The following is an 18,871-nucleotide window of genomic DNA, read 5'->3' on the forward strand; positions in this document are numbered from 1 at the left end:
GAGCTCTTCATAGTCTGTTCTTATCCCTTCTACTTCTTCAGCGATCACATGAGTGTCGAGTAATTTTTTTAAATATGCGTTCTTCGACATGCTCGCAGCTCTTGCTTTATCTGCGAGCATTTTTTGTGTAGAAATCGAGACTCCTTTGATGTTCAATTGCTCCATTTTTTTCAAAACCTTTCTCCAGTAGATTGCGCAAACTTGATCTTTAATCTTTGAAAGATCGTTTATTCTTTCGAGTCTGGTAGCGATAGCTACCAGACGTCCCCCCTTCGAAAAGAAGGGGAGGCGAAAGCAATAAAGAGCATAAGGGAAAACTGCTACCATTTCATGGTTGAAACCGCAGTGCGGTTTGTTTTTTTGCGGTACCATGGAATCATAAAAAAATACCAGTCAGGTATATGAAAATCTTATGAAAATACCACCCAGGTATATGTTTTCCCTGAAAAAATACCAGTCAGGTATATCAATTTTTAGAGATAATACCTATCTGGTATACATAAAGAGTGGTGTTTTACTCGTCATCTTCAGAATAAAACTATCATTGCACTTCTAGTTCTTGCTTCTTTTTCTTGAGATTTTTTATTCGTTCTTGCTGCTCTTTTATCAACTTCTCATGATCTGTTTTTTCTCTTTTGTAACCTTCAATTTTCAAATTAAGTGAGGAAATAGTTTGGTTTACTTCTGCTTTTTCTGTTTCTGTTTTGTAATCGAGTTCTTTTTTTAATGACTCTATTTTTTGTTTTAACTCGTTCTGATTTTTGTTGGCTGTTGCAATCATTTTTTGTTCTTCTTTGATGATTTTTTCTGCATCTTTAATTAAAAGATTTGTATATTTAACTTCATAAAACGAATCTTTTAGAGGAATAAATCGATCATGTTTTTCTGCTTTAGCAGAAGAAACATAGATTTTTTGGTCTCCCTTCATCACACTTTTTGATTCGTTCTTATCATAAAAATCAAATGAAACACTCTTCCATTTGTCCGGTAAACCATGAACGAAAATGACATAATATTGATCGGTAATCTTTACAATTTTCTTCTTATATACAACTTCTGTATCTGATTTTTCTTTTATGTTTACACCAAGATCAACCGGAATTCCATTTCCCCTTTCTTTCACTAAGACATTGATCTCAAGTAAGTTTTTACTTTCATAAAAGTCTTTACTCGCCACCTCAATATCCATTTTAGAGAATGAAACCGGCGTCCGAAGAGCTGTATCTTCATGCGCTTTTGGCATATTAAATAGCACTCTACTAGATAAAAAGAATAAAAAAAGAAAGCCGATAGAGAAGACCATCAGCTTGTACTTTGTTCCGTTTTTCTTGAATTTTATTTTTGAAAACAACCCGTCCTGCACCTCTCTTTTTTACTGGGTTACACGAACAATGACACCATTATACGTGCCTTTCCAGTAACTATTTTGCATCGATGCCACTCTTACACCACCGGTGTCTTGACAGTTTAAAAATTCTCCATTCCCTAGATAGATGCCTACGTGTCCGTTCACTTTATACGTATCAAAGAAGACTAAATCGCCTCGTTTGATATCTGAAGGATTCACACGGGGACCTTTGTTTATTAACGTATCCGTTGTCACAGATGAGAGTGGTCCAAGGTTCAACCCAGCTTGTGAAAAAGCGTAGTGAATGAAGCTACTACAATCAAAATGACCACGTGCAATATCACCCTGATTACGTCCTCCACCGAACACGTACGTTGAACGACCGATGAACTTCGACCCCTCTGAGATGGCCTTTTCTACTGTCTTATGTCCTCCTGGTAACGGCTTTATCCCTCCATTTTCAGAACCATCATTCGCCACTAAATACCTCATCACATGTGACACATATAACTGGTCGCCATACTTCCACTGGCCATTGTCCCGTTTCCTTCCACCACTCTTCATAAACGCAAATTCTGCGGCGTTTGTTTCCGACCAACCACCGTAAGTTGAGATCGACCAAGGGATAAAACCGTAGCCATAATTGTATCCCTGAAGACTAGTTTCATTGACGTTTTGCTTGGCGTTTTCCTTCGCGTATTTGTATCCGATTGAGAAGTACTTCACACCTACTTCAATTGAGTAATGAGGATCTGTAATAGCATTAGGTGGCAGTCCTTGAGACTCACTCGACTGCATCACATCAGGGACTCGTCCTCCACTTTCTTGCATCATAATCGCGAGGATTAAGTTCACAGTCTCGGGTATTCCATTCTTCAAACATTCCTCTTCCACTTTCGAACGATACTGTTCGACTTCAGGAGAAATATTAATAGGAGAGACGCCTTCAAATGAACCTCCGTTATTCGAATTGCCTCCTACTGCCCCAAGAATCAGGAGGCTAACAAATAGACCGATAAACACATAAACGCCCACAGAAGACAAAAGGAGAGCTAATAGTTTCATTAGCACTCCTTTGATCAATTTATTCTTCATTTGCTTCTAAGCTCTTTCCAAATAGTGCGAAATAGGAGATCTTCCATTTGTTGTCTTCGCGCACAACATTAAAGTGAAATTCAACACCAATCGTACTTAACCGTTTCTTTTTTTCATCAAATAGTTCTGCTGTCGTTTTTGCAATGATTGTGTGGTTTTCTCCCATTCTTAGGTAGTCTTGTAAGTTAATTTTAGTTACCTCTCGATACGCATGTATAGGCACTTTTGTGTTTTCATCTTCGGTTTTTTTTAACTCCTCGTAAAAGTCACGCGTGAGATATGGCTTAGCATCCTCAAGGCTTTTAAATCGATTGTTGGCATCATAGGTATAGTACGCTTTTATAAAGTCCGTGACCGTTTCCCCAACCTCTTCTCGGTTCTTTTTCTTGATGGCTGCCTTTTCTTTTTCATAATCGCTCATGGTATCTTCTTGCACTCCGGATTCAATAATTAAATCATTGGCCGTCTCCGTCTTTTTCTCCTGAACAGGTTGTTTCTGTTGGAAAAAAAATAAAACCACAGCTGTGATAAATATCCCAACCGTGGCCAAATAAATCCTTTTAAGGTTCTTGTTCCCTTGTCTATTGTTCATCCCTTGATCTCCCATCATTAAGCCCCTCCTTTGAATAGCGCTAGCTCTTCCGGTGTAACTTCTACGGTCATTACTAGGTTCTGATCACCAGCGATAGAAAGAACACAATTTCCTTTATCAAACGTTGGCATCATCCCATATTCCATGTCTGTCATTTGGTCACCAAAGAGATTTTTTATTAGTTTCATGGAGGTCGCGTCTTGTCTGAAGATTGCTTTATACTGCGTCAATCCGAAGATCTCAGACAGCTTATTAGAAGCAAGCGCCATCTTGTCATTGGATACGTTCTCTGCCTTCGGAAACATTCGTTCCATACGCTGCGTGGCCAGAACAACTCCCCCGAAAAACTTTCGTGCTTCAGACATCAATGTTACAAAGAAGTCAGCTGTAAACGATTTTTGGATGTTAAGAACATTGTGACATTCGTCCACGATAATTAAGAATCGTTTGATATCCCACCAGTGCTTGGTCTGCGTGTCATAAGCGTCTTTTTCTCTTCTACCGGAGTGCATCATATTTGCCCAAATTTGAGTGAGTGCATTAAACACCTGGATGTCGAAAATTTCCGCCTTAAGCTGTGATAGATTCCCAATATCGTAGAATACAATCTGTTCATGGGTCATGTCTGGAATCGTTGTACACCCATCAAATAGCTCCCCGTACTGTCTCACGAGGTTACCAATAGACTTTGAAATATCACCGATTCTTCCTTTGAAACGTTCGTCTTCCTCTAATTTATAGCGTTCTAAACAGAACGCATGAAATTCGGAAAGAATAGGGTAGTCTTCAGCCGGTAAATTGGTTATACGCACTTCACCAGAATAGTCCCACAGCCCCTTAAACACATAAAAGTCATAAACAAGTTCATCAAACTGTTGTTGTTCAGCATCTGTGCTATTAGGATTTAACATGCGGTAACACATGTTTAGTTTCGATACGTGTTGCCTGAAAGAAGCTGCTTCATCGACCTTTAATTCATCTTCACCTTCTGATGAAACCGTAGGGAATACTTGAAAAAGGTTAACCCTACCACCTGATCCATCCAGATTGACGGTCTTACCTCCAAAATCTTCTGTTACAGCTAAAAACTCTCCTGACTTATCAAAACCTCGAATAAAGTTTCCTTTTAATGCATTATCACGTAAGATTTTTTTCAAAAGAGTTGATTTACCAGATCCCATATCACCTGATACAAAAAGGTTATAATAAAGACGTTTCATCGTCTGATGAAACATATCCCAGTAGACTGTTCCTCTTGTTCGAGTGTAGCCATAATAGGCTCCTGTTGGGTCCTTTAAACTCGTTTGATCGTGCGCGAATCCAAGACCTAACGCTTCAGCCGGAATCTCAATACCAGGCCTTCTGTTTACGAGCTTTTGTTGAGATTCATAATCTAAGAACTTTGCTTGCCATTCTTCCTTTTGTTCATCTAAAAAGACAATACTTTTGTATCCATCACTGTCTAGAGACTTGCAGATCTTGTTGATCCGTTCTTCAAGTTGTATTTGAGTAGGTGCGTTAATATAGATGCGAACGTGAATACGTTTAATTACTTCGCCTTCTTTGTGTAAAGCTAGTCCCAATTCTCGCAAAGTTTCAAATTCCTCGTTTGCTACATCATACTGACTCTGATTTTTTGCGTTATCCCGTCGAGAGCGTAACTCTTCTGTCGAGTGTGTAACCTTTTCTACATAATTCACGTCTTGGGTTGTAAAAGTATCGACCGTCACGATCGTGTTTTCTAAACTTGTAATCTCATTTAACCAAAATTCTGTAAAAACGTTTGGGAAACGGTAGACATGGAGACAAGCCTCATATCCATCTCCTTTGCGGTTATAATACTCTTCTTTAAAGGAGATACCACCCATAGGCTGTGTCTCATAGATCAGTGCGATATCTTTTTCTACATTCATTGCTTCACCCACTTGTCTTTAAAACGAAAAGAAGAACCTGTTACTAAAGAGTTAGCCGGACATTCATTTAGATTCATTTTTGCTCCATCTAGTTTTCGTATCATTGGATTATCATCTATCGATATTAGTTCTTTACACATTTTCCTCATCCCCTTGTATTGTGATTGTTTAGTCGAAACAAGATTTTTTCTTTCTTCCGCATGGGTACCGTATTCATGCCGAGAAAATTATTAAATCTCCTCACTTGTTCCAATCGCTTCTGAAGTTCTTCCACACTTTTCCCAAATACAAAAAGGTACGTATCACGCATCTCATAAGTTTTTTCAATATGCTTCAGCTTTTCTAACTCTGTGTGTAACGCTTCTAATTGAGCCGGGTTTGTTGTCCGTTCGATCTTATGTTTAAAGTAGTCTTGCTGCTGTTGATTGTCCTCTGGGAAGTTCATATACACTTCCTTAATCGGAAACGGATACTGCTTTTGAAACTTCCAGTTGTTTTCGGTCACAAACTGAAATTCTTGTTCATCCATGAGAAAAAGATCGTATTTACGAACGTCTAGGATCTCAAAATAAACGACCGTCGCACCAATCTTACTTTTTATGAATTCTTCTCCCGTAACACCACATACGGGATATACTTTATTGATCTTATTAATCTGCTTCGTAATTTTCTTTTCTTGCCTTGTTTGATTAGGTTTTTTGGATTCTTTCACCTTTACAGCGTCAAACTGCATCATCTCCGCCTCCTATATAAAAATCCCTATCCTCTAAGGACAGGGATTTATACACCTTTCGGTCTTTCTTTAACACAATCATGGCCGTCTGATAGTTTTTCTTGTGTGGAACATTCGAACTCGGTAACAACAATACATAAAGTGAGATTGGAAACAAAGCAACGTAAGGAACCTCTAAAATCGGAAGGACAATCCATTTGGTGATCCATCCGACACCTAGACTAGCAATAATAATGATTCCATCTAAAACTGTAAGTTTAGACCACTTGGCACTTGCTTGAATCTCTTCAGGCACTCGTAACGATCTTCTCAAAGCTAGTTCCCTCCATTTTTGTTTAGAATCGAATTTTTCGACATATCATACGTTTTCCTCATGTTCTGAACCGGTGTAGAATCATATACCTTTTGAGCAGTTTCTGCGTACTTATTAATCGCTGCGTCACCTAGCGTAAGATTCGTGGATGGTTTTGGCGTTACCGATTGATCAAAATGTTGCTTCGCCTGTGTAATATAAGATGGCATATTCACGCGAGGCGACATTACACCGTTTCCGTTTCTACTAGAAGCGCCTCCTTGTATTGGTGAGAATTTAGCTGAAGGCTTATAACCGTTTCCTTCGGATAATGGTGAGTTCTTTTCAGCTTTTGAAGCGAGAGGATGCTTTGCCATCGCGTTCATGCCTGAAGGTGATGCATTCCCTTGGCTTACTGGTTCTTGCATACTACCAAGTGGCGTGTTTTGGTTACTCTCATTGCCGAGCGCAACTTGTCCACCATTTGGTGCGTTTTGCCCTCCACTTTGTTTCTGGCCATTTGAACTTCCTGCGCCAGCTAAAGGTGATTGGTCGACCTTATGTGATGTTTCAGAACCACCTCCACCCGGAGATTTATTTTCGGCTCCTAATGGGGTATTGCTTCCAGAAGGCGAGCTTTTATCACCAGATGAACTTTTGCCTTCGAGTGGTGTATTTGCTTGTTCCGAAGCATTGTTCGTCCCACCCATATTTTTGTCTGAACCTAATGGTGTTTCATCTTGAGCTTTTGCGGCCATTCTATTTTCTTTGAATCCATCAAGTGCTCCTTTTACACCAGCGCCAACCGTTGCACCACCAACAGCTGCCTTTCCAAATCCTTTTGCGGTTCCTTTGGCCATCTTTCCGACTGTCTTTGCCCCTTTACCGATCGCATTTGTTGCCATACTAGCCGTTTTAGCTGCACCCATTACACCCATAATGGAACGACTGGCACTCTTTAACCCGGCATCTATGCCAAACAATTCTTCAATGATGTTCGGACCATCTATGACAAACACACCGGCCGCAAGAAGAATGAAGATTTGAACCGGCTTTGATATGTCTGTATCGACAATAAAGTCGACAAATATTAAATAAAAGTTGAGCAACAACATAATCACATAAAGAATGATAAACGTGTTTCGAATCTTTTCCACGAGCTTTTTATTTCGTTGTCCCGTATCTATATCTGTCATGGCTGTAGACATCGTAAAGAGCTTTAAAAAACCAAGCTCAATAATGAGTTGAGTTGTCTTGAAACCTGTAAACAGTAGTACCAAGCATACTGTCAACAGCTCGATAATCATGTAGACGGGATGCCATGAGTAGCGATAGTAAGCCTCGTCTTCCGTAAAGAAGTTAGATTCGAGATCTTCTAGCTTGTATGTTCCTGAAGCATCGTTTATTTTCTTTTGTAACATCTCTTTTCCACCTTCAGATAAAGGAGAAGAGGATAGGATACCTCCGGTGTCTACCGTTTCTGTAATATCAAGAAGACTTATACTCTGATCACTTTTGATGTAGTTACCAGGAGACGGATTAACATTTTTCCAACCACCTTTATCTAACACATAGATGTCTGTCATATTGCTTTGAATGATCTTTGTAGACTTTTTCGATTCAGCTTCTAATAAACTTACTCCTTGAGAGACTAACTTCTCCATCTGAAGCATTGACCAAGGGAGTACAGCAATTAACGTTAACGCTAGTAAACTATTTGTGATGTACTTACTTTTATCCGTTTGATTGAGGATCATAATTTTAAATCCTAACCACAACAATGCTAGTGATGCGATCGCCACAATCACTAGATCATACTTATCGATCCACTCATCAATGACAGCACTATCAAAGAAATTCATAACAGAGTAGATCTCCTCTAACGCCCCTGAGAGTGTGTCCACACAGAGTGCTAAACCTCTAATGATTAACCAAGCGATAATGCGAAAGGGTGCATTTAACAAGTTGGCCAATGATAGATGATCCCGAAAGTCTACGAGGGTATCAATCATTTGTTCTTCGCTCATATTCCCCACGCCCCTTTCTTAAACAAAATATTGCTCGACCTTCTGATACAAAGTTTGTTTCTCAGGTGATGAGAAATAGGTTTCGATTTCCTCTATCGTCTTTAGCCCTTCAAAATAAGCATACTCTTGTCCAGACAACGTTTTCTTTACGATAGCCTTGATTAAGATATATTTGTCCTCTGTAATCACCTCTAAAATAGGAGTACTCGTATCCAATACACCTTCTATTTGATTCATAAAATCTTCTTCTCCTCTCTCTTCATAATCCAAAATGACTTCACTTGCGAAATTCTCTTCTGCTTCAGGAATAAGTGTTGCTGCAACTTCCACCATTACAGGTGGCTGGATGTCCTCTTGTTTCTTCTTATTCTCAGCTTTATTATTTGGTGGTTCTTGCTTTTCAACAGCTTCTGAAGATTCTTCTGACTCTTTATCCTTCTTCTTTGTTTTAGCCTCGTTTTTCGGCTTCGTTTTCTTCTCCGGCTTTTCTTTTTCTAGATACTTTGTATTGAACTGGATGAGGAGACTATTTAGATCAAGGCTTTTGTGTTCAGCTTCAAGTCCCATTTCATCAAAGGCAATGGGATTGTTAAAACGCCCCATCAAATACTCATATCGATGCAACATCTGTGTGCCGGCTTTTAAAGAAGAGAAAATGGGAAAGGGTTCAATTCGTTCATTGTCTAGATCTTCTCTCTTCTTCGTTCGAACTAGTACCCATTCACCTTTTTTAAGCCTCCTCAGTTCATCCGGCATCATTAGCGGACGTTCCTCTTCTTTTTCGCTGAACGACTTATCAAGGCTTAATGGTTGTCCAGAACGATCAGAGGAAACAACCGTTTTCGTTCCTAGCTTCTTACTAAATTCTTCTGCGTCTTCCAGTTCATCGGACATAATATAGATTTGATTTCCACAGTTCCCTGTGATGGCTTTTGCGGCCTTGTCCCCATACTTCTCAGCGATCTGTGCAATGTTCTGAATCACGAGACAGTAGAGTAGCCCACGGCTTAATCCAACGGCCAGTGAACGACTTAATCCTTCAATGGCCGGAATGTTGGCCACCTCTTCAAACAAGTGTCTCACCCTTCGAGGTAATTTACTTTCTTTAGTTAGGGTGGCTTTTTCAGATAATACAGCAGCAACTTGGGACAAAAATGTTGAAATGATACTGTAGTTAGAATCGTCCCAGTCTGGATAAACAATAAATAAAGCGATTGGTTTTTCACCAAACGCCAGGTCTTCAATATGGAAGGTTGTAGTCGCGGTCATTCTTGCGATTGTATCGTAGGCATAGTTCTTCAGCTTTGCCATCGTTCCCGTGAAAATACCCCCACGTGTGACACCTTGAGAAAATTGAATCGTCGCATACTGTAATTTTGCTGGGTGATTGGCCGGAAGGTTTCCAAAAAAGTAATCCAGTTTGGTTTGTCCATCTTCATCGGGGTTACTTCCTAATTCACTGAGCATAACCGTTACAGTGTACATCGTAATATTCTCAGGCTTGTTCGCCGTTAAGCTAATATCACAGACAGCTAGAATTAAAGCATTTACTAAGGCGATGGAGCTCTCTTCCCACATTGGATCTTTGGCATTAGGGTTATGAAAGAGGGAATATGACAACGTGTTACAAAGCATCTGCGCCCTGGAATATTCCCCTTTCATATAGGCTTGTTTAATGAGTTCAAGTGGGTTGTACCCTATACTTTGATAGGGATTTAACAAGTTTAAGACATGAACATCATAACCGCGCTTAATAAACTCTCCTCGCGTATTCTTTAGCATGTCCCCTTTAATATCTGTCACAATAACAGAATCCTTTTCTTCAGCCCTCATAATAACGTCAAGTAAAGGGTACGAAAACATCTCCGTTTTACCGGATTGTGTAGAGGCAACGACTAGCGTGTTCGTGTTATTTGGATCTATGTACAATTCATCCTCGTAATGAGTTACAGGGATTCCGGATTTTCCTTCGTAGTCCTCGTCATTATCTTTAACCGCATGATAGACTTCTCTCACTTCTTCCAGTGTTGTCCACCTTGCGGTACCTTTTGTGCCTTTGTTGATGTCTTGAAACGATCTTCTGAGGTTGTACGCTTTAAGTGAACAAAAGAATCCCAAGAAGCCGTACACGATCAGGTAAACAAACCAATACTCCCAACGGATGATAAGTGGCCATTCGGCAGATAGCATTGACCGAGGATCGACCGGATTATCTACTGAGTAGTTTTTAAATAAAGCCAAGTAGTTTGGAATGTTGAGGATAAAGTTTAATAGAAAGTTAACTACTAGTGTGCCACTTATAAAGGTAGCGACAAAAAAGGCTAGCAGTGTATACTTATTGGCCAAGATTTTCTTCCATTGTTTTGACTCTTTATGCATGGTGAATCCACCTCATTTCAGTTAAGAAATAAGAGGATAGCTTTTAGCCATCCTCGTTTTATTCGTACATTTAGGGTAGTAATGTCTTTTCTAATTCTTTAGATATACTAGGCTTGTTTGCTTTATGAGGAATAGGGATAGTAAAGGAAAGGGGTAACGTTGGTTCCAATACAGGTTCATTCTCCTTACTTACCTCTCGTTCCAATTGTTTGTTTCTCGTCTCCTCTATTGTGCTGACCATATCTTTCACGGTCTTGTGAACGCCCTGAAGGAGATCTTTTTTGTTCTCTAGTTTTGCACCCTTCGTCCATTCATGAAGGTAAGGTAGCGAGTATTCTGTTGTATCTATGCCAAAATAAGAAGCAACACTCACCGCAACTAATTCCGCCTGAAATTCCTTTTCCGGCTGACTTAGTTTTGAATCGCGATGAAGTGTTGCATGAGCTAATTCATGTATTTTTGTTTTGATGTTTTGCAGCTGACTATTCCGAGGATTTAAAATGATTTCATGTGTTCCTCTAAAGTAGGCACCTTTTGCGACACCTAAACTATAATTCTCGTTTCCTCTTAATTGCACACCGATTTTTTCCATAAACGCATTGATCCCTTGATCGAGAAGGTCATAATCTTTTACATCCCCTTCTAACCAACGATTTGGGAAAATCTTAGGTAGGTCTTCAGCTGTAGCGTTCGTCTGTGAGATATCAAAGACATAACCCTTTTTAAAGCCAATGCTGCGTTGTTTAAGCACTTCTAGTGTTCCATTTTTCAGAAGTTTCTTTTCTTCCGGTGTTGCTTCAGATACTTTCTTTTTCTCTCCGTTTAAAGCCCTAAACATCTTAGGAAGTTCAAAAGGAACTAAGATACCGATTCCCTTTTCACCCTTATTTACGAAGAACCCCTTTTTCTTAAAGTCAGTAAAAGATGCGACAGCTGATGCACCCATAAATTGATGTTGAATCAGTAGGGTATTACTAATAGAGTACGTATAAAAGTTAGACATGAACCGTAAGTATTCTTTTAGATCTTCAGGTGATTGCGTCACCTCTTCAATACGATCATTCATCGTATTTACAATTTCCGATAATTCTTTCTGTCTTTCTTCTTTATCTTTAATCTTGGCCATGTCACACCTCACTCTCAGTTGAGAGCTGTTTTGTTTTCGTATTAAACGATAAATAGAGTCCTTCAGTCATATGGGCTTCTAAAGCTTCCCAGTACTCTGGATTGTCCTTTTCCTCGTGGACGTCAATCCTGACTACTTGTTTATCCATCGTCTCTAAAATAATAAAAGGCTTTTTAACCTCTACAAGTAAACCTAATTCCTCAGTCCCCATCATTTTCCCATCACTCCTTTTCAATTTCACTTTCATTAAGAATGACTTCTTTTGCATCTTTAAGTTTGGCTTCTATCCCATCCTTCCACGAAGAAATTTCTTGATTCTCCGAGGTGGCACTAAAACCATAAATTCCAATACCCACTAATGCAGCTACAATCATTATTTTTTTTAAACCAGCAAGTGGACGTGATCTGTACAAACTAGACTGCGCGTTACGGATTTCCTTTTGGAATCTTTTCTGTTTTCGCTCGAAGGCAGCATGTTCTTTTTCTTTTCTTTTAAATTCCTTCTTCATCTGCTTTTCAAGAAGATGTTTTTCACGCTTCAGATCTTCGAGGAATTCAAGCTTACCCTTATCAATCTCCTGTTGAAGACTCATCGGCAACTGAGCTTCTGGAAACACAGGGGCTTTATTCTCTGTAGTTTCTTGTTGGTTTTGTGAACCGTAATTTTTACGGTTCACTTCATCTTGCTTCTCTGCTTCTCTTTCAGCTTCTTGTTGTTTAAGTTCAGCTTGTGCCTCTCTTTCGGCTTGTTGGTTTTGTGAACCGTAATTTTTACGGTTCACTTCATCTTGCTTCTCTGCTTCTCTTTCAGCTTCTTGTTGTTTAAGTTCAGCTTGTCTCTCTGCATCCCTTTCGGCTTCTTGACGCTTCAGTTCAGCTTGTCTCTCTGCATCCCTTTCGGCTTCTTGACGCTTCAGTTCAGCTTGTCTCTCTGCATCCCTTTCGGCTTCTTGACGCTTTAGCTCTTCTTGTCTCTCAGCATCCTTTTCGGCCTCTTTGGTTAGTTCTTCTAATTCCTGGCGTTTCAATTCCGCCTGACGCTGTGCTTTCCGTTCAGCCTCTTGCCTCATGATCTCAGCTTGACGAAGTGCTTCTCTTTCTTCGGCTTGACGTTTAAGTGCTAACTGTCGCTGAACTTCCTTTTCCTCTTCTTGGCGTAACAGATCGGCTTGCTGCTGTTCTCTTTTTGCTTCCTCTCTTTGCTTTAAATGCGATGTTAATTTTGCTTTTTTATCTTTTAATAAAGACTGAATCCTATTTATTCCTGATGTTTGTTTCACTTCTGCTTCATCATCATTCATTGCAATAGACAGCTTGTACAACAATGCTTTTTTTTCTTCCTTTGGCGTATCCTGAAAGGTGGTATTCAATGTTCTGCTCACAAGGAGAATAAGATTGGAAGCCTCCCCTTTCCCAACCGAACAAATGTCTCGAAATAAAAGACTCTCATCTTCATAGATAATGAATTCTATTTGTCCAGATACATTCTGTTCTGTTGCATAATCCTCCGCGTTTGATAACGAAATAGAAGCGTTTTTAAGTGTATATTTTTTATTGGGGGATAGAACGTTCTTCCATCTCTTATCCACCTTAAAGCGAACATAAATCACTAGATACGCCTCCTGTTTTTAAAAAGTAAGACCAGCCTGTAAGAATTGAATTCCTGCTTCACAGCCTAATACTACAGCTAGTCCGATAGCTACGTTTGTCATACCGTCTTTAGCTTCTTCTACCTTCTGCATGTTCTTTTTCATATAAGCTATTCCGTATATCGATAATTTAAAGGCAGCGTAACTGCCGCCTACCCCTTGTACAGCACGAATACAGTAAGTGATAATTTCAATTAATTGTTCCACGAGAGGACCCTCCTGATATATATAAATTACTGAGCCTTTTGATTGATAAATAGTTCTAAAGCTTTTTCTACGACATCTTGATTGTTCTTTTCAATCTCCTGGTGTTGTCCATGAAGCCAATCATCATAATTGACTCCTTGAGCTTTCAATAGAAGGGTAGCAACATCCTTACTCTTCTTCAGTTCTTGTTTACTTACTGCTTTTGCCATGATTATTCTCCTTCCTTGACCAACAAAAAAAGACCTAGAAAATGTTCTAGCTCTTACTGGGGTAAATAATTACTTTAAGTACACAATCCAATGTGTACGACACAACGTTACATTTACGATCGTCAGCGTATGCAGCGTGTTTAACGCCTTACAAAAAACATTGATACTGTTTCCCAATCTGTAATCATCATTTAATTGGAAAATGTCCACTAAAATCCGTTTTGTTTTTAAAATGGACGAACTTTTATCTTTCATATTTTGATCCCTCCTTTCAATTCTGTACCGTTGGTAGTGAGAATAAGACTTTTTGAGTGTTTAACCGATAAACATCAGTCAACACTTTCTCTGAAGGTAACAAGCGAATCATGAACTCAGATAACCCTACTAGATGGACAATAGGCTCTGAAGCACTGACTAAGAGATTGATACCAGAATTTTGACACCCGATCAATTTGAGTACGGCATCCATTCTTTGCTCATCACTGATGGATTCAAACGACTCAAGGATCAAAAAGCGATTTTCGATCTTGTTTGATCTCTTCAGATCACCAATCTTCTTTTTAATAGCATCAATTCTTAAATCATTTGTATGGATTGTATGTAAATCAACATGTGCAACTTCCGCAGTATCATTTACAGCTATGTTTTCTAAGAGGTCCCACGTTAATGAGCGTCTGTCATTCATAGACCCACCAGAAATTAAATATCCTGTCGCTTTTGTACGTTTGCTATTCATTAAGGTAATGATATTTTTTATATACGAATCGTAATTCATTAACCTATCTATCCTTTCTTTTTCTGAATAAAACTGTTTAAAAAGGAAAAGCTACAACTACCACTCTCTTTGAGAGAGGCTCCAATTCCTTCTTTACACATGTTTTTCGCTTACTTCAATACGTATGTATGTTGTTCATGAAATGGGTACATGATAGAACCGAAGTCGGCTGACTTCGGTTCTTAAGCATCTGAACTTGGCCATTTTACTTCTTCATGCGATTTAACTGTTTCATCGCTTCCCAGTATCTTTGCACAACTTTTTCGGCTTCACTTAGGCTTGGTGTATGTTTGATACATGAAAGGTAATATTTGTTTTGAAAAAGGAAAGTTCTATCGTTTTCATAATCAGGTAACTCACTGCGGGTAATCTCTCGGTGAATCACAAAAACCTTTGAATCTACCATTTCAATAAGATAATTTGAGGGTTTTATATCGTTTTCTTTAAAGTCTGTGTTAGGAAAATTCATCACCTGAAAATCTTTTGTATCTTGCATGAATGTATTATCTCCTTTTATTTAATTAGCTTGGAAGAAAGGAGAAGGGCTGGGTACTTCCAGCCTCTTCACTATCCTTATTAGATACCTGATGTTAATTTAGCCTTAAACACATCAATGACAGAAGTAATAAGCTCCGGAAATGCTACCTTCAACACTGCAATCATTAACCCTACTACGATTACTGCTCCAATCATCCAATACTGACGGTCCGCGTTTTGATCTAACATATTAATATCATCCTTTTCTCATTTTATTTTTTATTGAAAAAAGACCAGGATATCCTAGCCTTTTAAACAAACACTTTTGTTGCATCAAAAAACGCTATCTAATATTAGATAACGCTGCTCCTTTAACCTTTATATCTCGACTTAGAATCGGTAAAAAGAAGAATTCATATTTCGTTTTTATTGTATAAGTAACTTGTTCTCCGTATTGAAACTTTTGGTTCATTTGTGGACTTTCAACCTGGAACTTCCCCTCGTAATGGTCATTGTTATACTCATTGATCTTGGATAAGGCGGTTCCATTCAATCCACCATATCTCTCAATCTGGTAGTTAACATATTGCTTGTACTCGTTGGCATGGTTAATTGAAGTAAAAAACATGGCCAGAGAAAACAAACTAAAGATAATGAATAAAGAGATGTATAGTTTCCCCATCTCCATTACAGAACCTTCCATCATTGGACAACACCTCCTTTCCTAAAATGAAATAGACGTTACAACATCTGTTAACATAGCTGCGGCATATCCAGCGGTAATTAAAAAACTCGCCATCGTTAATTTAGTTGGGTACATGACAAATTTCCTTAACTTATAGGCGATGATATCATCTACTCCTTCAAACAATTCTTCACTGGCCATTTGGCCAAGTTCTGTAATGATGGAATGATCAAATGTATTTTGTTGAAAATCGTAAAGAGTCGTCATAAAAAGAATGGCACTGTCTGTCCCACTCGCATCAATCGCAAATTTCTTAAAAGGTTCTTCAGAGTTTGGCTGTTCATTCATCTCAATTAACAAACGCTCTAAACAGTGTTTTACATGACCATCTTCTAAACGGCTAAGCATTCGGTTAAAAACGGTGTATAACGTTGCTCCAGACTGTAAAAGATACGGTATCAACATTCTCATGAACTTTGAAAATACAAGTTGCTTTTCAAATTGAAAGTTACGGTAGAACTTGAATGCACGTTTGTATTCGCTTGTCCAAACAAATACACTTATTCCTATTCCAGCAATAAATAACCATTTGTTTATAAAAATTGAAAGTATAATAAAGGTGAAAAATATGGATAGGGTAAGAAAAAAGCGTCTTTTTTGAAACTTAATGAAGCGTTCTTCATTAAAGCCCATCTCTTCAAGCATCTGGAACAAGTCGTGTTCAGCCAGCCTATGCCAAAACCCTTGCTTTTCTTCTATCATAGTTGCACCTCCATAATGTCGTCGTCTACAAGTCGTTTTCGAAACGACATAAAATAACCGCCAAGAATTGCGAGATAAGCTCCACTTACCACCCAACCAATTGGACTATGTGCATAGACCGTGATAAATTGTTCCCACCCAAAACTAAAGGAAATAGCCGCGATAAGAGCAAGGCCAATCGTACAAATAAACTTAAAATTATATGCTTCACGACTTTTCGCAGCCTTGAACTTGTCTTGTCTTTTTTTGACTTCATTGTGATAGGTTTTGATATCCTTTAATGTCTCCATGCTAAAGCGACCTTCTGTCATGGCCGTCGTCAATTGTTCAATATACATATCGAAAATAACGTCTTTTTCATATTTCTTTGACAGAACTTGAAACGCTCTTTGTACTTCTTCCTTATCAGCATCGATTAAAGAAGCCTGAAGTTGTAGAAGATCGTGTTTAAACTCTCCATGCGCACGTTCTCCAACAATTTTAAGTGCTTCGGGTACGGTTCGCTCTGGATTCGTTAGGATCTGAGTAATGTTGTTTACAAAGTTATTTCGCTCACGAAACGCATTGTTTTCATACATTCGTTTAATGTTTGCAGGCATCATCACACTGTAGCTGTACACCATGCCTATAATTCCTGCGATAAGAGCAAGCCACCAGTAGTAATACAGCGAAAATGTATAAAGAGCTGCCACGACAAAAGGAATGGTTAATGTCGTAAACAGCTCTTTACGTTGAATGGGGTTTCCATATGCTTTTTTATATGCATTTAATTCCTCTAAGCTAAAAACCTTTCTTTTCTTTAACATATTGACTAGCTCTCCTCTTCTTCATTGGGATCATTGATACAAATGCAGTCATTCTTATCACTCAAAAGCCAAAGGACTGAAATTCCAATTACGGTAATTGAAATTATGATAGGCGAGACATCTGCCTTGAAATACCTCTCAAACACGATAGTAAGTCCCGTTACAAGTGCCATTACAAACAGTGCATAGGATACTAAAACTAATCTCTTTAGCATGTCCCTATAAATTGGTTACTACGGTTATATTTTTTTAATCGTTCTTCAAAATCTTGACTATACTTCCCAATAACCGGATGAATGTCGTCCCCTTCTTTTTTCTGTTCAAAGACCGTGAGCACGGTACCGTCTTCCTGATATTCCACAATCTCACGGAGATATCGGACCACTTTGCCGTTTATTTCCGTTTTCTCAATATGCACACCAAACTGAAAATAGTTATAGATATCAGACTTGATTGATTCCTCATCTACCTGGTAACCCATCTTCATCATGTTTACAAACCGTTTAGGAATGGCTCTTGCATCCACTGCATGAAGCGTTGTAATGATACGGTGTCCTGAAAGGACTGCCTGAAGCATCTCATACGCTTCTTTACCACGTGTTTCAGAAACCAAGATCCATACCGGGTTGTTTCGTAATGCAGCCTTAATGAGATCCGTAAACGATGTAGAAGGGGATGTAATCCAACTGTGAATATCCTTGTCCGGAAAAAGATCCTTGATATGGCTATCGATTGTATCTTCTACCATCGCAATCTTTTCATCAAACGGAATCATACTCACCAACAGTTTCTGCAGCTCCGTTTTTCCTGTTCCGGTTTCACCCGATATGACAATATTAGAGCGTGTCGCAATGGCATCCCGAAAGAAATCTAGTATATTAGGTGGCGCAAAGCTAGAAAAGTTTCCTTCATGTAAAGCTAGTTTGGCTTTTGAAGCACGTAATGCCATTGTTGTGCCGTAAGGTGAAATACTATTGTGAACCGCATTTAAACGTAAGTTACTGAGTGTCGCGTCAAGAATCGGTGACTTTGGCGTAAATTCTTTTCCAACAGCGTTCGCAAACTTTTGAATGAGCTTTACGATGTAGTTTTCTGATACATCTTGATCATACGTATATTTTCTTTGATTCGTATTGATGATTAACTCCGTACCGTTATAGCTGATATCCGTCACATCTTCGTTCTTGATGATGGTTTCTACGATTCCTAAACCAACGGTTTCTTGAACAACATGATCCAGTAGTTCATCCGTTGATAGCAGTGTCCCATGTTCCGTTTTTAAAATATCTCGCAGAACTTCTCGTGCTTCAAAATCAGTAAACGCATCAAGCAACAGCTGCGGATGTAGTCTCTTAAGTTCGCTTTGTATCCCTTCTAATGTTTGTGGTTGTATGTTCATCACAAAAACTCCTGTCCTATTTATTTACATCTGCGACATATGTCGTTTTGAAAGCATTGTTTCGATCGTCAGTGATTTTAATACGAACAGCTTTAATCTTTCCATCTTCAGATTTTAAATATTGAAAATCGAAATCCTTAGGATTAATCTTCGCGTTTGCATTAGTTTCAAATAGGTCTTGAAAAGAAGCCTCGAATTTACTTTCTGTTAATTCGGCGCGTCCTATCTCTACACGTGCACTGTTATCTAAACTCTTGACCCCAGCGATTTCAGCCGATTCTGTCATCGTCGTTAATGTGGCGCGATGCCTGTATTCTTCTGTTTTATAATGAGCGACAAGTAATATCATCATAAAACCTATATAGATGATAAAAATGACAAAGGGAAAGTCTTTCAT

The 18,871-nt window shown here is 38.8% G+C and carries 23 protein-coding genes; all 23 read right to left on the minus strand.

Translation table 11 applies throughout. The features are described 5' to 3' along the window. Positions 1-541: 541 nt before the first annotated feature. Positions 542-1,351, minus strand: a complete 810-nt coding sequence (locus tag IHV12_RS19550) for a hypothetical protein (RefSeq protein WP_197191972.1) — start codon at positions 1,349-1,351, stop codon at positions 542-544. 21 nt (positions 1,352-1,372) lie between these two features. Further along, entirely contained in the window at positions 1,373-2,413 is a 1,041-nt protein-coding gene (locus IHV12_RS22990; RefSeq protein ID WP_305069394.1) for a bifunctional lytic transglycosylase/C40 family peptidase, read from the minus strand. 19 nt (positions 2,414-2,432) lie between these two features. Next, positions 2,433-3,053, minus strand: coding sequence for a hypothetical protein (locus IHV12_RS19560; protein WP_197191974.1), 621 nt, complete (start codon positions 3,051-3,053; stop codon positions 2,433-2,435). Next, positions 3,053-4,948 (minus strand): VirB4 family type IV secretion system protein, encoded by a 1,896-nt coding sequence (locus tag IHV12_RS19565; protein WP_197191975.1) that lies wholly within the window; start codon positions 4,946-4,948, stop codon positions 3,053-3,055. Before IHV12_RS19565 ends, IHV12_RS19560 begins: the two co-directional genes overlap by 1 nt. Continuing rightward, positions 4,945-5,088: a hypothetical protein gene (locus IHV12_RS19570; protein ID WP_197191976.1), complete on the minus strand. Its 144-nt coding sequence runs from the start codon at positions 5,086-5,088 to the stop codon at positions 4,945-4,947. The genes IHV12_RS19565 and IHV12_RS19570 overlap by 4 nt, the downstream gene beginning before the upstream one ends. A 5-nt stretch (positions 5,089-5,093) precedes the next feature. Further along, positions 5,094-5,684 (minus strand): hypothetical protein, encoded by a 591-nt coding sequence (locus IHV12_RS19575; protein WP_197191977.1) that lies wholly within the window; start codon positions 5,682-5,684, stop codon positions 5,094-5,096. Next, entirely contained in the window at positions 5,671-5,994 is a 324-nt protein-coding gene (locus IHV12_RS19580) for a DUF5592 family protein (RefSeq protein WP_197191978.1), read from the minus strand. The genes IHV12_RS19575 and IHV12_RS19580 overlap by 14 nt, the downstream gene beginning before the upstream one ends. Positions 5,995-5,996: 2 nt before the next feature. Further along, on the minus strand, positions 5,997-8,000 hold the full coding sequence (locus IHV12_RS19585; RefSeq protein WP_197191979.1) for a pLS20_p028 family conjugation system transmembrane protein: 2,004 nt from the start codon (positions 7,998-8,000) through the stop codon (positions 5,997-5,999). Positions 8,001-8,018: 18 nt separating this feature from the next. Continuing rightward, positions 8,019-10,379 (minus strand): VirD4-like conjugal transfer protein, CD1115 family, encoded by a 2,361-nt coding sequence (locus tag IHV12_RS19590; protein WP_197191980.1) that lies wholly within the window; start codon positions 10,377-10,379, stop codon positions 8,019-8,021. Between the two features lie 70 nt (positions 10,380-10,449). After that, the gene (locus IHV12_RS19595; RefSeq protein ID WP_197191981.1) at positions 10,450-11,505 is read right to left on the minus strand and encodes an ArdC-like ssDNA-binding domain-containing protein; all 1,056 of its coding nucleotides are present in this window, start codon (positions 11,503-11,505) and stop codon (positions 10,450-10,452) included. A 1-nt stretch (position 11,506) separates the two neighbouring features. Next, positions 11,507-11,719 (minus strand): hypothetical protein, encoded by a 213-nt coding sequence (locus IHV12_RS19600; RefSeq protein WP_197191982.1) that lies wholly within the window; start codon positions 11,717-11,719, stop codon positions 11,507-11,509. 7 nt (positions 11,720-11,726) lie between these two features. Beyond that, a complete protein-coding gene (locus IHV12_RS19605) occupies positions 11,727-13,115 on the minus strand; it encodes a hypothetical protein (RefSeq protein ID WP_197191983.1) in 1,389 nt (462 codons plus the stop codon). Positions 13,116-13,133: 18 nt separating this feature from the next. Next, positions 13,134-13,361 (minus strand): hypothetical protein, encoded by a 228-nt coding sequence (locus tag IHV12_RS19610; RefSeq protein WP_197191984.1) that lies wholly within the window; start codon positions 13,359-13,361, stop codon positions 13,134-13,136. Between the two features lie 26 nt (positions 13,362-13,387). Beyond that, complete coding sequence (locus IHV12_RS19615) at positions 13,388-13,570, minus strand: hypothetical protein (protein ID WP_197191985.1); 183 nt, start codon at positions 13,568-13,570, stop codon at positions 13,388-13,390. A gap of 69 nt (positions 13,571-13,639) precedes the next feature. Beyond that, on the minus strand, positions 13,640-13,825 hold the full coding sequence (locus tag IHV12_RS19620) for a hypothetical protein (protein WP_197191986.1): 186 nt from the start codon (positions 13,823-13,825) through the stop codon (positions 13,640-13,642). 16 nt (positions 13,826-13,841) lie between these two features. Next, positions 13,842-14,306 (minus strand): hypothetical protein, encoded by a 465-nt coding sequence (locus IHV12_RS19625; RefSeq protein WP_197191987.1) that lies wholly within the window; start codon positions 14,304-14,306, stop codon positions 13,842-13,844. A 244-nt stretch (positions 14,307-14,550) separates the two neighbouring features. Next, complete coding sequence (locus tag IHV12_RS19630; RefSeq protein ID WP_197191988.1) at positions 14,551-14,841, minus strand: hypothetical protein; 291 nt, start codon at positions 14,839-14,841, stop codon at positions 14,551-14,553. An 80-nt stretch (positions 14,842-14,921) separates the two neighbouring features. Beyond that, on the minus strand, positions 14,922-15,071 hold the full coding sequence (locus IHV12_RS19635; RefSeq protein ID WP_197191989.1) for a hypothetical protein: 150 nt from the start codon (positions 15,069-15,071) through the stop codon (positions 14,922-14,924). A gap of 94 nt (positions 15,072-15,165) precedes the next feature. After that, positions 15,166-15,528 (minus strand): hypothetical protein, encoded by a 363-nt coding sequence (locus IHV12_RS19640; protein ID WP_197191990.1) that lies wholly within the window; start codon positions 15,526-15,528, stop codon positions 15,166-15,168. A gap of 18 nt (positions 15,529-15,546) precedes the next feature. Further along, positions 15,547-16,269, minus strand: coding sequence for a hypothetical protein (locus tag IHV12_RS19645; RefSeq protein WP_197191991.1), 723 nt, complete (start codon positions 16,267-16,269; stop codon positions 15,547-15,549). Then, positions 16,266-17,075 carry a hypothetical protein gene (locus IHV12_RS19650; RefSeq protein WP_197191992.1) on the minus strand — a complete coding sequence of 270 codons (810 nt, stop codon included), beginning with the start codon at positions 17,073-17,075 and terminating at the stop codon, positions 16,266-16,268. Before IHV12_RS19650 ends, IHV12_RS19645 begins: the two co-directional genes overlap by 4 nt. Before the next feature lie 208 nt (positions 17,076-17,283). Then, the gene (locus tag IHV12_RS19655; RefSeq protein WP_197191993.1) at positions 17,284-18,474 is read right to left on the minus strand and encodes a CpaF/VirB11 family protein; all 1,191 of its coding nucleotides are present in this window, start codon (positions 18,472-18,474) and stop codon (positions 17,284-17,286) included. A 16-nt stretch (positions 18,475-18,490) separates the two neighbouring features. Continuing rightward, the gene (locus tag IHV12_RS19660) at positions 18,491-18,871 is read right to left on the minus strand and encodes a hypothetical protein (RefSeq protein ID WP_197191994.1); all 381 of its coding nucleotides are present in this window, start codon (positions 18,869-18,871) and stop codon (positions 18,491-18,493) included.

Source organism: Fictibacillus sp. 7GRE50 (assembly GCF_015903875.1).
Taxonomy (GTDB): Bacteria; Bacillota; Bacilli; order Bacillales; family Fictibacillaceae; genus Fictibacillus; species Fictibacillus phosphorivorans.